The following is a 14259-nucleotide window of genomic DNA, read 5'->3' on the forward strand; positions in this document are numbered from 1 at the left end:
GCGCAGCGGGTTGCGGGGCGGGGTCAGGCGCGGGGGCGGGGCGGGGCGGTGCTCGCGCGCACGATGAGCTCGGGCGTGATGGCCGGGATCAGCTCGGCGGGCTCGCCGCCCATCAGGTGGAGCAGCCGCTCGACGGCGACCCGGCCCACCTCGTCGAAGTCCAACCGGATGGTGGTGAGGCCGGGTTGGAAGTACCGCGCCTCGCTCATGTCGTCGAAGCCGACCACGCTCACGTCGGCCGGAACACTGCGCCCCTGCTCGGTGAGGGCCTTCATGACCGCGAGGGCCATGGCATCGTTGGCGGCCAGCACAGCGGTGATCGACGGGTTCTGGGCGATGAGCAGCCCGGCCCGGTAGCCCGACTCGGCCGTCCAGTCCGTGGTGGCGAAGTCCGGGTTCATCGGGCGCCCGCGACCGCCGAGTTCCGAGAGCCAGCCGGAGCGCCGGGCCTCCGACGCCGTCCAGCCGGGCGGCCCGGCGACGTGCCACACGGTCTCATGGCCGAGGTCCAGCAGATGCCGAGTGGCCAGCTGCGCACCAAGGACGTCATCCATGGTCACGGCGTGCGGGCCGGCCGGGGCTCCCTGCTCGAACCGCACAATGGGAACGTCGAGATCCAGCCCGTCGAGCACCGGCGCGGCCGCCGACATCGGCGCGAGTACGACGATGCCATCGACGGAGTCCCCGACCAGGGTGTCCAGTGCCGTGCGAATCGTGCGCGGGTCCACATCCGAGATGCTCACCAGGCTCGTCGAGTACCCGTTGCGACGAGCCTCTTCCGCCACCCCGAACAACACCATGGTCGACCCGTGCACCGGAAGCGAGTAACTGATCACCCCGAGGTTCATCGACCGGTTCGTGGCCAGCGCCCTTGCGGCGGAGTTTCGGTTGTACCGCAACTGCACGATGGCCTGTTCGACGCGCTCGCGCACCTCGGCACCCACATTGCTGTGTCCATTGACTACCCGCGACACCGTCTGCTGGGACACCCCGGCCAGCCTCGCCACGTCGATCATCCGCACGCTGCGCGGCGTCGGTATGGGTCGGGTCTCGGTCTGCATCCTCTCAGGATAGAACCACAAACGAGGCAGCACGGAACCATTCAGCGTCGAGTGGTAGCGCACTATCACTGCTTACGCGTTGGGCGTCATGAACATATGTGCGCTGGTCTGAGCGTCGATAGTGCGCTAACATCAGCTGAACCAGCCAGTCTGACACCCACCCACCTGACAAGGACGTCGACAGTGACCATCACCTCGCCGCAGCGCGCATGAGTAGCTTTGGACCGCAGATTGAGGTGGCGATTGCCCGGGTGCGGGCGGATATCGCTCGGTTGCACGGGGAGCTGACCGCGAATGGCTTGGTCGTGTGGACTGGCGGGAATGTGTCGGGTCGGGTGCCGGGTGCTGACCTGTTCGTGATCAAGCCCAGCGGGGTGGATTACGCGGATTTGGCGCCGGAGAACATGATCCTGTGTGATCTGGATGGCGTTGTCGTTCCGGAGACGCCGGGTTCGGACCGGTCGCCGTCCAGTGACACGGCCGCGCATGCGTACGTGTATCGGAACATGCCCGAGGTCGGTGGTGTGGTGCACACGCATTCGACCTATGCGACGGCGTGGGCGGCTCGGGGTGAGGAGATCCCGTGTGTGATCACGGCGATGGCTGATGAGTTCGGCGGTCCCATTCCGGTGGGTCGGTTCGCGATCATCGGTGACGACACCATTGGGCAGGGCATCGTCGAGGCCCTCGCCGGGCACCGCTCGCGTGCGGTGTTGATGCAGAACCATGGCCCGTTCACGATCGGCAAGGATGCCCGCGATGCGGTCAAGGCCGCTGTATGGTCGAGGACGTCGCCCGTACGGTGCACTGGCCCGTCAGGGCGGGGACCTCATCCCGATCCCGCAGGACGCGATCGATTCTCTTTTCAACCGTTATCAGAACGTCTACGGACAAGCACCGCAAGGAGCACTCAAGTAATGACATCACCCACGACCCCTCCACGACCCTGGACGCCTACGAGGTGTGGTTTCTCACGGGAGCCAGAACCTCTACGGCGAAGAAACCCTCGGCAGGTCGCCGAGCAGTCGAAGGCGATCTCGGACGCGTTGAACGCGTCGAGCGCTGTGCCGGTCACGGTGGTGTGGAAGCCGGTGCTGAAGGACGCCGAGTCCATTCGCCGGGCCGCTCTGGACGCCAACAGTGATGACAACGTGATCGGGTTGATCGCGTGGATGCACACGTTCTCGCCGGCGAAGATGTGGATCGGTGGTCTCGACGCGCTCCGCAAGCCCCTGCTGCACCTGCACACGCAGGCCAACGTGGAACTGCCCTGGAGCGAGATCGACTTCGACTTCATGAACCTGAACCAAGCCGCGCACGGCGACCGGGAATTCGGCTACATCCAAACCCGTCTCGGTGTGTCGCGGAAGACCGTCGTGGGCCACGTGTCGAACCCGGCCGTGACCGCGTCGATCGGCACCTGGACCCGCGCTGCGGCCGGGTGGGCGGCATCACGGAGCATGAAGCTGGCCCGGTTCGGCGACAACATGCGTTACGTCGCCGTCACCGAGGGCGACAAGACCGAAGCCGAACTGCGGTTCGGCGTGCAGGTGAACACCTGGTCGGTCAACGAACTCGCCGACGCCGTGCACGCCGCCTCGGATGCCGACATCGACGCTCTCGTGGCCGAGTACGAGACCCTCTACGACGTGGTCCCGGAGCTTCGGAAGGGCGGGGACCGGCACGAGTCGCTGCGTTACGGCGCCGCGATCGAACTGGGCTTGAAGTCGTTCCTGGAAGCGGGCGGGTTCAGCGCCTTCACCACGAGCTTTGAAGACCTGGGTGCGCTCAAGCAGCTGCCCGGCCTGGCCGTGCAGCGCCTCATGGAGCAGGGCTACGGCTTCGGCGCCGAGGGCGACTGGAAGACCGCGATCCTCGTGCGCGTGGCCAGCGTCATGGGCGCGGGCCTGCCCGGCGGGGCGAGCCTGATGGAGGACTACACCTACGACCTCACCCCGGGAGCCGAGCTCATCCTCGGCGCCCACATGCTCGAGGTCAACCCCGCCCTGTCCACCACCAAGCCGACCCTGGAGATCCACCCGTTGGGCATCGGTGGCCGCGAAGACCCGGTGCGCCTGGTCTTCAACGCCGACCCCGGCCCCGCCGTGGTCGTCGCGATGAGCGACATGCGCGACAGGTTCCGCCTCGTCGCCAACGTCGTCGAGGTCGTCGAACCCACCGAAGCCCTACCGAAGCTCCCCGTGGGCCGCGCCGTCTGGCGCCGAACCCGACTTCGCGACCTCTGCCGCAGCCTGGCTCACCGCCGGCGCCGCCCACCACACCGTCATGTCGACAGCCGTCGGCATCGAGGTGTTCCACGATTTCTCCGAGATAGCCCGCACCGAGCTCCTCGTGATCGATAAAACCACCACCCTGCGGGACTTCACCCGCGAGGTGCGCTGGAACCAGGCCTACTACCGCCTCGCGCAAGGCCTGTAACCCGCGGGCCGCGCCTCAGGCGCCGGCGTGCACGACGCGGTTGCGGCCGTCGCGTTTGGCAATGTACATGCGCACGTCGGCGGCCCGCAGCAGCGCGGTGCTGGTGTCGCCGTCGGCGGGCGCCAGCGCCACGCCCAGGCTGACGGTGACGTGCAGTCCGGCGGAGATCGGTGACCAGTCGTGGGAGCCCACGGCCACCCGCACCCGCTCGGACACCTCGATGACCTGGTCCTCCGCGAGCGCGGGGAGGATGAGCAGGAATTCCTCTCCGCCCAGACGGGCGGCGACGGCCCCGGGGACCGGTGCGAGCGCATCCGTGAGAATGCGACCGAGAGCCCGCAGCACCTCGTCGCCCACCTCGTGCGACAGGGTGTCGTTGATGCGCTTGAAGTGGTCCACGTCGAGCATGGCGATGGCCACCGGGCTGCCGCCCTCCCGGTGCAGCATGAGCAGCATGGTGAGGTGCTCATCGACGAATCGGCGGTTGTGCAGGTCGGTGAGCGGATCGCGCTCGGCCATCTCGCGGTAACGTTCGCTTTCCTGACGTGACTCCGCCGTTTGGAACATGGCCTCGAGGATGCGCCCCTTGGCCTCGTTCTCGCTGGCGCTGAGCGCGATGGACTGGGCGTGGTAGCTCCGGTACGACTCGAAAGCCGCCTGGAAGTCTTCCTTGGCCGCGTAGGTCTCGGCCTGTTCCCGGGTGACCTCGGTGGTCCAGCGCACCAGGCCGTGCTCCTCGCTCAGCGCCAGGCACCGGTCGATGACGTCCTGGGCCTGGTCGAAACGCCCCTGGGTGCGATACGTCTCGGCCAGGGTGACCAGCGCCGCCGCGATGCTGTCGGGGTGGTAGTCCACCGGTTTGGCCTCAAGGGCGGTTTCGAGGGTGGCCGCGGCCTCGTCGAGCCGGCCCGCCACCAGGTAGACCCTGGCGATGGTGTCGCGGGCGTACATGCCGATCGGGCGGTTGTGGAGCTGCGACAGCGCGATCAGGCTCTCCACGGCGGTCATCGCCTCATCGTGGTTGTGCGCGAGGTACTCGGTGTAGGCGAGGTTGTTCAGAATTTGATAGCGGATGCTGGTCTCCGGGTCGTCGATGACCAGCCTGAGCGCCTCGTTGTAGCGTCTGCGCGCCTCGTCGAACGAACCCGCCGAGCCGAGGGCATCCGCCAGGGTCAGCCGGGCGGCCGCCCGCATCAGCGGCACCTCCGAGTCGTCGAGGAGGCTGTTGGCCGCCACGGCGTGCTCGAGGGACAGTGCCCGGTCGCCGACGAGCTCGAAGATAGAGCCCAACACCTCGTGGCAGCGGGACTGGAGGGCCAGCTCGCCGTGCCGCTCCGCCCAGTCGAGCATGCGCTGCATCTCGACGGCGCCCTGGCGCGGATCGCCGCGGCGGGTGAGGATCGAGGCGATCTGCACCTCAAGTCGGCGGCCCAGCACTCCGTGCACACCGATGCCGGACAGTTCGGCCAGCCACTCCTGAGCGGCCGTGAGCGCGACATCCTTGTCGATCCAGTAGTGGCGCTCGATCCACGCCAAACGTGTCTCCGCCGTGCGGTTCCCCACCGTCGCCACCGCGATCACTCCCCCTGTTTCGCCCCAGCCTAGCCGCCGCCACAGGCCAACACCCCGGTGTTTCTCACCCAGTCCGGGTGATCCAGAACCAGCCTGTGTGATTACCGTGAAGAGCAGCCAAGGACTGTGACCTGCCGCCCCTCAGCGGCGGCAGGACCTCGGCCAGACCTTACCGAGAAAGGGTGCCGCCCATGAGTTTCTGGTCCAGTTTCTGGGATTTCATCGGATTCTTCTTTTGGACATTCGTGTTCGTGTCCTACCTGTTCGCACTCTTCGCCGTGATCGTCGACATCTTCCGGGACCGGGAGCTCAACGGCTGGCTCAAGGCGCTGTGGCTGATCTTCCTGGTCTTCGTGCCAATTCTCACGGTGCTGGTCTACGTGATCGCGCGCGGCCGCGGCATGGCCGAGCGTCAGGCCAAGGCCGGAATGCAGGAGCGGGCGATGACCGACGACTACATCCGGACAGTCGCCGCCAGCAGCCCGGCCCAGGACATCGCAGAGGCCAAGAGCCTCTTGGATAGCGGTGCCATCACGCAGGGCGAATATGCGGTACTGAAGGACCGCGCACTGGGCAACACACAGGCTCGTTCAGATATCGTCTGACGGCTGGGGGGCGGTTCGGGCCGCCAACCAGTTCTCCAGTTCCGGCGCCGGAACCGGCTGCGACATGAAGAATCCCTGCGCAAGGTCGCAGCCGTACCGGGCCAACTCCTCGTAGGCCACACCGCTTTCGACGCCCTCAGCCACCATGCGCAGCCCCAGGCTGTGGGCCAGTTCGATGGTGGACGCCACGAGGGAGGCGGCGCGAGCGTCGTCGGCCATGGGGAGCACGAAGGACCTGTCGAGTTTGAGTTCGTCGATCGGCAGGTCTCGCAGGTAGGACAGGGAGCTATAGCCGGTTCCGAAGTCGTCCACCGAGATCTGGATGCCCGCCTCGCGCAGCCGGAACAGCACGTCCCTGGCCCGGTCACGGTCGCTCATCAGAAAGTCCTCGGTGATCTCCAGCATCAGCGAGGAGGGTGGTAGCGCCCGGGCGGTGACCATGGCCGCGATCTCCTCCGGCAGGTCCACGTCGACGAGCGAACTGGCCGACATGTTGACGGCAATGGGCATCGTGCGGCCCTGCTCCTGCCAGAGCGCCGCCTGGTCGAGCGCCATGGTGAGTACGATCCGTGTGAGGGAGTGCATCAGCCCCGATTCCTCGACGAGGTCAAGGAACTCCTCGGGCAGGAGCAGCCCCCTGGTCGGGTGCTGCCAGCGCACAAGCGCCTCCACGCCGATCACGGCGTTACTCCGCATCTCCACCTTGGGCTGGTAGTACACCACCAGCTGGTCCTCGCTCAGGGCCGTGCGCAGCTCGTGCAGGGTGCGCAGCCGCGTGTCCCCGTGGCTGTCATCCTCCGAGCTGTAGACGTGATGGCCCAGCCGATTGGCCTTGGCCCGGTACATCGCCATGTCGGCGCGGCGCATCAGGTCGCTGAGGTCGTGCCCCTGCTCGGGGAACAGTGCAATGCCGATGCTCACGCTGGTCTGCACCGACAGGCCGTCGAGGGTGAAGGTGCGGGCGAGGGCATCGCGCAGGCCCACTGCGACGGCGGTGGCCCCGGCCTCGCCGGCGTCGGCAAGCAGGATGGCGAATTCGTCGCCGCCGAGGCGGGCCAGCCGGGCGTTCGGCGGCAGCGCCGCCGCCAGCCGAGCGCTCACCTGCACGAGCAGCCGGTCGCCCACGTCGTGGCCGAGGCTGTCGTTGACCTCCTTGAACCTGTCGAGGTCGAGCAGCATCAGGGCGTTGTGTCGCTGCCGGGCCGCGGTGCGGCTGACAACGAGCAGGGCGGGCGCATCCGCGTAGAGGGCCCGCCGGTTGGGCAGGCCGGTCAGGTCGTCGGTGCGGGACTGCCGGCGCAGCATCCGCTGCCGGAACACCAAGGGGATGGCGGCGAGGGCCACGGTGAGGCCGGCCAGGACGACGGCGAGCACGGGCTGGGCCACCTGGGTACCGAGCACGAGCACGCCCAGGCCCGAGGCGACGGCGACGGCCGGCACGAAGAGCGCGGGGGTTTTCGTGCCGCCGAGCGGGGGCCGGCTGGTCGGCCTGCCCGCCGCGTTGACCCACACGGCCATGAGGGCCAGGCCCAACGCCCAGGCGGCGTCAAGGGGAAGACCGACGAGGTAGAGGCCGTCCACCTCCAGGAGCGCGTAGATGATGTCGGCCGCAGCGAACACCAGGAGACCGCCGACGAGGAAGGTCCAACGTCGCCCGATGGTGAGCCCCGGAGCGGCGGCGATGCCGGCGACGGCGGCCACGAGGAGCAGGTCGAACACCGGATACGCCACCGCGACCACGGTGGCCAGCACCTCCGACTCGTCGACGGCCGAGGAGAGCACCGGTGCGAGCAGGGCCGTGAGGATGGCGGCGGAACCGATGGCACCGACCATACTGTCCAGCAGCACCGACCAGGCCAGTCCCCGCATCTGGCTGCGCACGAGCGCCACCAGGGCGGCGAGCATCAGCGGATAGAAGAGGAGGTAGCCAACGTCTGCCATCGACGGGAACGGCAGTTCGCCGCCGGCATCCATCACCGTCACGTAGTAGGTGTCGGCGGCGGCGTTGAGAGTCACCGCGAGGGTGGCGAAGAGCACATCGCCCCTGGCGAAGCCGGTGCGCACCGTGGCGACCCAGAACACCGCGACGGGGACCCACTGGGTGAGTTCGCCCAACAAGATGTCGACGAGCGGGTTCGGGACGTCGCCGTGCAGCAACAACCCGATCGTGTACGCCACGACGAGGGCGAACACGAGCCAGATCGGCCACCGCTCGCCGAGTCCGCGACCGTTCACGCTCGGCCGGGGGATGCCAGACCGGGCACTGCCTGATCGGTTCGCGCCACGCCCGTTCACCCGCACGTGGCTCCCCCTCATGTCTTCGCTCAGCCTATCAATCGGCCGGCGGCGACCCGGCTATCGTGCGCGGGCGATGAGGGCGCGCACGAGGTCCAGCTGCGCGTCGTCGGCGAAGGCTCCGGAGAGTCCGACGACGCTGGTGCCGGCGGCCAGGAACTCCGGGGCGTTCCGGGCAGTGACGCCACCCGTGGCGATGAAGTTCGTCTCGGGGTACGGGCCCTTCTGCGCCTTGACCCAGGCGGCGCCGAGGAGGGAGGCGGGGAACGCCTTGACCCAGGTGAGCCCGAGGGCGCGGGCCTGCAGGATCTCGGTCGCGGTGGCGATACCCGGCAGGTGCGGGATGCCGCGGCGCACGCTCTCGGCCACGATGGCCGGGTCGAGTCCCGGTGAGACGGTGAATGCGACTCCCACGTCAGTGGCGGCGTCGAGCTGCTCCAGGGTGGTCACGGTGCCGGCGCCGATGACGAGCCCACGTTCGGCGGCGGCATCCGCCACGGCCTGCAGCACGGGGACGGCGTCGCTGGTCTGGATCGGGATCTCGACGTGCTCCACGCCGGCGTCCCAGGCGCGCACCGACAGGCGCACGGCCTCCGCGGCCGAGAGGCCCCGGAACACGGCGATCACGGGAACCCGGAAGAAGTCCCGGGGGAACCACTGGTCGGTGCTGAGCGGCTGGATGGTGCTGGCTGGTACGGTCATGCGGGTCATCTCCTGAGTTCGGCGACACGCTCGGCGTGGGCCGTGGCGTGGGTGTGATCGGTGGGTTCGTCGGCCGACATGCGCCGGCCGAGCCCGGGCCGGAAGTCTTCCCGGCTGCCGAGCGCCCACGCGGCACGGGAGTGTCCGCGTTCGAGTCGTTCGGCGGATGGGGCCGCGAGAATCAGGCTGGACAGGTAACCGGCCGCGAAGGCGTCGCCGGCCCCCACGGGTTCGACGACCTCGACCCGGCGGGCCGGCACCACGGTGACGGTGTCGGTTTCGTTGGCGGCCAGGGCGAATTCGGTCGCGTCGATCGATGAGTCCTTCACGACCAGGTAGGGCACGCCGGGCAGCAGGGCGCGCACGTCGGCGGCGGTGACGCAGCCCCAGAGAACGGCAGCCTCGTCGAGTCCGACGAGCACCACCGTGGCCTTACCGGCCAGGGCGAGCAGGCGTGGTGCGGCCTCCGCCACCGGCCAGAGGCCCGGACGGAAATTGATGTCGAACGAGACGGAGACGCCCCATTCGGCGGCGTGATCGAGCACGTGCTCCACGAGGGCGGAGCAGGACTCCGACAGCGCGGGGGTGATCCCGGTGGTGTGCACCCACCGGGCGCCGGCCAGGGGCCAGCCGACGGCATCCGCGATCTTCAGCGTGGATGCCGCCGAGCCTTGGCGGTAGTAGAACACGTGGGCTCCACTACCGGTGTCGGGCTCCTTGAGGTAGAGCCCGGTTGGTGCATCGAGTGAGCGACCGACCCACCGGGTGTCAACGCCTGCGTTGTTCAGCGCGGCGATGATCTTGCTGCCCACGGGGTCGGTGCCGACCGTGCTGGCCCAGGCCACCGTGTGGCCGAGCTCGGCCAGGTGCATCGCCACATTGGACTCTGCGCCGCCGGTGCCGAGGGTGAAGGCGCTGGCTTGGTCGAGCGGCAGGGAGGTGGTGGGGGTGAACATGCCCATGGTTTCCCCGAAGCACAGCACCGTGGGAGTCGTGTCGTGGTGGTCGCCCATCAGGTCACGGCTCCGATGTGCCACGGGACGAACTCTTCCTGGCCCACGTTGAATTCTTCGCTGACGGTCTGCTTGCCGCTGGCGACGGCGATGATCATGTCGAGGATCTCGGCACCGACCTCGTCGACGCTCGCGTTGCCGTCCGCGATGCGGCCGGCATCGATGTCGATGTCGTCCCCCTGGCGCAGGAATAACTCGGTGTTGGTGCCGACCTTGATGCTCGGGGTGGGCTTGCAGCCGAACACCGAGCCGCGGCCGGTGGTGAAGACCACGACGGTGGCGCCTCCGGCGACGAGGCCGGTGACCGAGACCGGGTCGTAGCCGGGGGTGTCCATGAATCCCAGGCCCCTGGTGTCGATCGGTTCGGCGTACTCGTACACGGCGGCCAGGTCGGCGTGGCCGGCCTTGGCCACGGCGCCCAGCGACTTCTCCAGGATGGTGCTGATGCCACCGGCCTTGTTGCCTGGGGAGGGGTTGTTGTCCATGGTGCCGCCGTTGGCGTGGATGTAGGTCTCCCACCAGTCGATCCGCTCGATCAGCTTGTGGCCCACGGCAGGCGTGACGGCACGGGCGGTGAGCAGGTGCTCGGCCCCGTAGATCTCGGGCGTTTCGGCGAGAACGGATGTTCCACCGTGCGCCACGAGAACATCCGACGCCCAGCCCAGGGCCGGGTTGGCCGTGATGCCGGAGTAGCCGTCGGAGCCGCCGCAGTTCAGGCCCAGCACGAGTTCGGAGATGTCGATGGGTTCGCGGTGGCGGGTGTTGATCTGCTCGGCCAGGGCGAGGATCTTCTCCACGCCCGCGGCAACCGTGTTGCGCATGCCGCCGGTCTCCTGGATCGAGAGGGACTCCACGACGGTGTCGCTGGGCAGGGTGCCCTCGGCCAGCACCAGGCTGGTGGGGGTCATCTCGCAGCCGAGGCTGAGCATCAGCACGCCGGCGATATTGGGGTGCCGGGCGTACCCGTTGAGGGTGCGGAGCAGCACCTGCGCGCCCTCGCTCTCCAGGACCAGGCCGCAGCCGCTCTGGTGGGTGAGGGCGATGACACCGTCGACGTTCTCGAACCTGTCGAGGGCGTCGCCTCGGAACCGGTCGGCGATGAGCTTGGCGGTGGTGCCGGAGCAGTTGACGGTGGTGAGGATGGCGATGTAGTTGCGGGTGCCGGCCCGGCCGTCGGCCCGGCGGAAGCCGTCGAAGAAGCGACGTTCCGTCGGGACCGCCAACTCGGTGTGCACGGTGCCGAATTCGTGGCTGCGGGCGGCGAGGTCCATACCGATGTTCTGGCTGTGCACCTGCTCGCCGCGGTGGATCGGCGCCGTCGCGACGCCGATCGACTGGCCGTACTTGTGCACGGTGGAGCCGACGCTCATGTCGGTGAGGGCGATCTTGTGGCCGCTCGGAACGAGCGTGGTGACGGTGAGGACACCGTCGCCGACGGGAAGGGACTCGCCGGGGAGGAGGTCCCGGAGGGCGACTGCGACGTCGTCACCCTCGGCCATGACCAGCACGGAGGTGCCGGTCGTGATGCTTTCAATGTGTGACATGAGAATCGATTCGTTAGATGCTGCGGTTACGCGGTGCGGTCGGCCCGATCAGGACTGGCCGATGATGCCCTTTTCCCAACGGCCGGCTTCGAGGTCGAGGGCGATGGACGTGTACTTGTCGTCGGACAGGTTGTAGAGGAAGTAGACGATCACGGCGGCAGCGGCGAGGGCGATGGCCGGGTAGAGGGTCATCACGGCCTTGATACCGAAGAGGGTCTCCTCCGACTGGCTCGCTCCCTGAGCGATGTAGCCGGTGACGGCCAGCATCCCGGCGCCCACCAGGGCGGCGATGGACTGGGCGATCTTGCGGGAGAAGTTGAAGGCCGCGTAGGTCATGGTCTCCTTGCGCACCCCGGTGTGCCATTCGCCGTAGTCGATGGTGTCGGAGACGAAGGCCCAGGTGACGGCGTTCGGGATGGCCAGGGCCATGTAGCCGATGGTCACCAGGAGCATGAAGGTCCACAGGTTGGTGGGGATGATGAAGTTGAGGCCGTTGGCGATGACGCCGATGATGAACCCACCCATGGCGGTGCGCTTCTTGCCGAACCGGGCGACCAGGCGCGGCACGAACATGATGCCGATGATGGAGGCGCCGATCATGACGAGGTTGAGGATCGGCTGCAGGGCGATGTTGCCGAGGTTGTACTGCGCGAAGAAGATCATCATCATGTTGTTCACGTTCATCGCGGAGATCGTGAAGAGGGTCATCAGCACCAGGCCGAGGAGGGGACGGTTGGTGAAGATCGCCTTCGCGTAGTCCTTCATGCCGTTCTTCTCGAAGCCCACGGCGCGGTTGACGTAGACGCGTTCCTTGGTGCCGCGGTAGCAGACGTAGAAGGACGCGATGCCGATGATGGCGAAGACCGCGGAGGCCCACATGTAGTTGGTGCCGGTCATGCCGCCGAACATCATCATGATCGGGATGAACGCGAAGCCGCAGATCCACTGGGCGCCGAGCGAGCCGGCCTGCCGGGTGGTGGCGAGCTGCGCGCGGTCCTTGACGTGACGGGTCATCACCGAGGCCAGCGACCCGTAGGGGTCGTTGGTGAAGGAGTAGATGAGACCCCAGATGGCGTAGCTGCCGGCCGCGAAGGCTATCTTCCAGCCCATGGTGACGTCGGGCATCGTGAAGGTGACGACGGTCATCACGCCCAGGAGGATCGAGGAGATCATCATGACGGGGCGGAACTTGCCGCGCTTGCCGAACTTGCGGCTGTCGATGTAGGCGGCGGCGATCGGGTCCATGAACGCGTCGAAGATCTTGGCGAGGGAGAAGATCAGGGCCACGACGCCGGCGGCGATGCCGCAGGTGTCGATCCAGAACTTGGTCAGATAGGACTGACCGAGGTCGAACATGAACCCGTTGCCGAAGTCGCCGAAGCCGTACGAGACCTTTTCCTTGGTGGAAATTCGCTCGATGACGGCGGGTGCGTCGATCGTGGTGGTGGAACCGGCCTGGCCGGCAGGGCCGGCTGGGGCGCCGACGTCAATACCATCGTGGATAGCCATGACTCACATACACTCTTTCAATTCTCGATATTCAGGCAGAACGGGACGCATCGGTGCGGCTCGTCGTGGTGCGGGATAGCGGTGGTGCGGATGCTGCGGTGGTGCGGAACGGCCGGGCTTAGAGGCCGAAGTAGGTGTGCGCGTTGTTGTACGAGATGTCCTCGACCATCCGTCCGAGGAGCGCTTCGTCGTCGGGAACCTCGCCGAGTTCGACCCATTCGCCGATGAGCTCGCAGAGGATGCGGCGGAAGTATTCGTGCCGCGGGTAGGAGAGGAAGCTGCGGGAGTCGGTGAGCATGCCGACGAAGTTCGACAGCAGGCTCTCGTCGGCGAAGGTCTGCAGTTGCAGGCGCATGCCGGAGCGGGTGTCGTTGTGCCACCAGGCGCTGCCGAGTTGCATCTTCTGCACGGTGTCCTTCTGGTACGAGCCCATCAGGGTCACCAGCGGCAGGTAATCGTTGGGGTTGAGAGAGTAGAGCATGGTGCGCGGAATCGAGTCTTCGGACTCCATCGAGTCGAACAGCGCGGCCAACGGTTCGGCGACGGGACGGTCGTTCATACCGTCGTAGCCGGTGTCGGGGCCGAGGATGTCGAGCATGCGCCGGTTGGTGTTGCGCAGGGCGTGCAGATGCAGCTGCATGGTCCAGTTCTTCGCCGTGTACAGGCGCATCAGTGCCTTGAGCACCGCGGTACGGTACTGGGCGATCTGGGTGTTGCTGAGGGCGCCGCCCGCGATGGCGGTGGTGACGATGGCGTCGAGTTCGGGCTCGGTCGACTCCGCGTACACGACCGTGTCGAGGGCGTGGTCGGAGAGCCGGGCGCCCATCGAGTGGAAGAAGTCCACCCGGGCGGAAAGCGCGACGACGATGTCGGCGAAGGTGCCGATCTTCACGCCGGCGGAGGCGCCGAGGATGACCAGGTAGTCGGCGTAACCGGCGGCGTGGATGTTGATGGCCTTGTCGGGGCGGAACGCCGGGACGACGGTGAAGGCCTTCTCGGTCTTGAGCAGTTCGTGCCAGTGCAGGTCGTCGGCCGGGTCATCCGTGGTGCAGATGGCCGTGACGTTGCTGGAGCGGATCAGGCTGCGGCGAGTGAAGCCGGCGGTGGCCAGCTGGGCATTGGCGCGGTCGTAGATCTCGCGGGCGGTCTCGCGGCTGAGCACCAGGTCGATGTCGAAGAACCGGCGGAGCTCGAGGTGGGTCCACACGTAGAGCGGGTTGCCGAGGGCCTTCTCCACGGTGCCGGCCCAGGCGTAGAACTTGGCGAAGTCGTCGCCGTCGCCGGTGATGAGGTTCTCCGGCACGCCGTTGGCACGCATCAGGCGCCACTTGTAGTGGTCGCCCTTCAGCCAGACCTCGGTGATGCTGGCGAATCGCAGGTCTTCGTAGATCTCCTGCGGGTTCAGGTGGCAGTGGAAGTCGATGATGGGCATGTTCTTGGCGTGGTTGTGGAACAGCTTCTTCGCCATGTCGGTGCCGAGCAGGAAATCGTCGTTGAGGAGCATGATCTGCGGTCCTTT

9 protein-coding genes and 2 pseudogenes are annotated in these 14259 nt (G+C 67.4%); 3 read left to right on the forward strand and 8 right to left on the reverse strand.

The window, feature by feature from the left end; genetic code table 11:
* Positions 1 to 23 precede the first annotated feature (23 nt).
* Positions 24 to 1061, reverse strand: coding sequence for a LacI family DNA-binding transcriptional regulator (locus KY500_RS13290; RefSeq protein ID WP_255579318.1), 1038 nt, complete (start codon positions 1059 to 1061; stop codon positions 24 to 26).
* 209 nt (positions 1062 to 1270) lie between these two features.
* Here KY500_RS13290 and KY500_RS13295 point away from each other — a divergent pair.
* Both KY500_RS13295 and araA read left to right on the forward strand, forming a co-directional pair.
* A pseudogene (locus tag KY500_RS13295) lies at positions 1271 to 1979 on the forward strand (L-ribulose-5-phosphate 4-epimerase).
* Between the two features lie 4 nt (positions 1980 to 1983).
* A pseudogene (gene araA, locus KY500_RS13300) lies at positions 1984 to 3500 on the forward strand (L-arabinose isomerase).
* 15 nt (positions 3501 to 3515) lie between these two features.
* Here araA and KY500_RS13305 read toward each other — a convergent pair.
* The gene (locus KY500_RS13305; RefSeq protein ID WP_219900948.1) at positions 3516 to 5036 is read right to left on the reverse strand and encodes a diguanylate cyclase; all 1521 of its coding nucleotides are present in this window, start codon (positions 5034 to 5036) and stop codon (positions 3516 to 3518) included.
* 227 nt (positions 5037 to 5263) lie between these two features.
* On the opposite strand from KY500_RS13305, the gene KY500_RS13310 reads away from it, so the two are divergent.
* Positions 5264 to 5677 carry a PLDc N-terminal domain-containing protein gene (locus KY500_RS13310; protein WP_219900949.1) on the forward strand — a complete coding sequence of 138 codons (414 nt, stop codon included), beginning with the start codon at positions 5264 to 5266 and terminating at the stop codon, positions 5675 to 5677.
* Here the strand turns inward: KY500_RS13310 and KY500_RS13315 are convergent.
* From KY500_RS13315 to uxaC, 6 genes are all read right to left on the reverse strand, one after another.
* Positions 5663 to 7912, reverse strand: coding sequence for a bifunctional diguanylate cyclase/phosphodiesterase (locus KY500_RS13315; RefSeq protein WP_219900950.1), 2250 nt, complete (start codon positions 7910 to 7912; stop codon positions 5663 to 5665). The genes KY500_RS13310 and KY500_RS13315 overlap by 15 nt on opposite strands.
* Before the next feature lie 120 nt (positions 7913 to 8032).
* Positions 8033 to 8674 (reverse strand): bifunctional 4-hydroxy-2-oxoglutarate aldolase/2-dehydro-3-deoxy-phosphogluconate aldolase, encoded by a 642-nt coding sequence (locus KY500_RS13320; protein ID WP_219900951.1) that lies wholly within the window; start codon positions 8672 to 8674, stop codon positions 8033 to 8035.
* A 5-nt stretch (positions 8675 to 8679) separates the two neighbouring features.
* Complete coding sequence (locus tag KY500_RS13325; RefSeq protein WP_255579321.1) at positions 8680 to 9711, reverse strand: sugar kinase; 1032 nt, start codon at positions 9709 to 9711, stop codon at positions 8680 to 8682.
* Complete coding sequence (locus KY500_RS13330) at positions 9687 to 11231, reverse strand: UxaA family hydrolase (RefSeq protein ID WP_219900952.1); 1545 nt, start codon at positions 11229 to 11231, stop codon at positions 9687 to 9689. Before KY500_RS13330 ends, KY500_RS13325 begins: the two co-directional genes overlap by 25 nt.
* Positions 11232 to 11279: 48 nt before the next feature.
* On the reverse strand, positions 11280 to 12740 hold the full coding sequence (locus KY500_RS13335) for a glycoside-pentoside-hexuronide (GPH):cation symporter (protein WP_219900953.1): 1461 nt from the start codon (positions 12738 to 12740) through the stop codon (positions 11280 to 11282).
* 118 nt (positions 12741 to 12858) lie between these two features.
* A complete protein-coding gene (uxaC, locus tag KY500_RS13340) occupies positions 12859 to 14244 on the reverse strand; it encodes a glucuronate isomerase (RefSeq protein ID WP_219900954.1) in 1386 nt (461 codons plus the stop codon).
* Positions 14245 to 14259: the final 15 nt, after the last annotated feature.

The sequence above is a fragment of the Cryobacterium sp. PAMC25264 genome (assembly GCF_019443325.1).
GTDB lineage: Bacteria > Actinomycetota > Actinomycetes > Actinomycetales > Microbacteriaceae > Cryobacterium.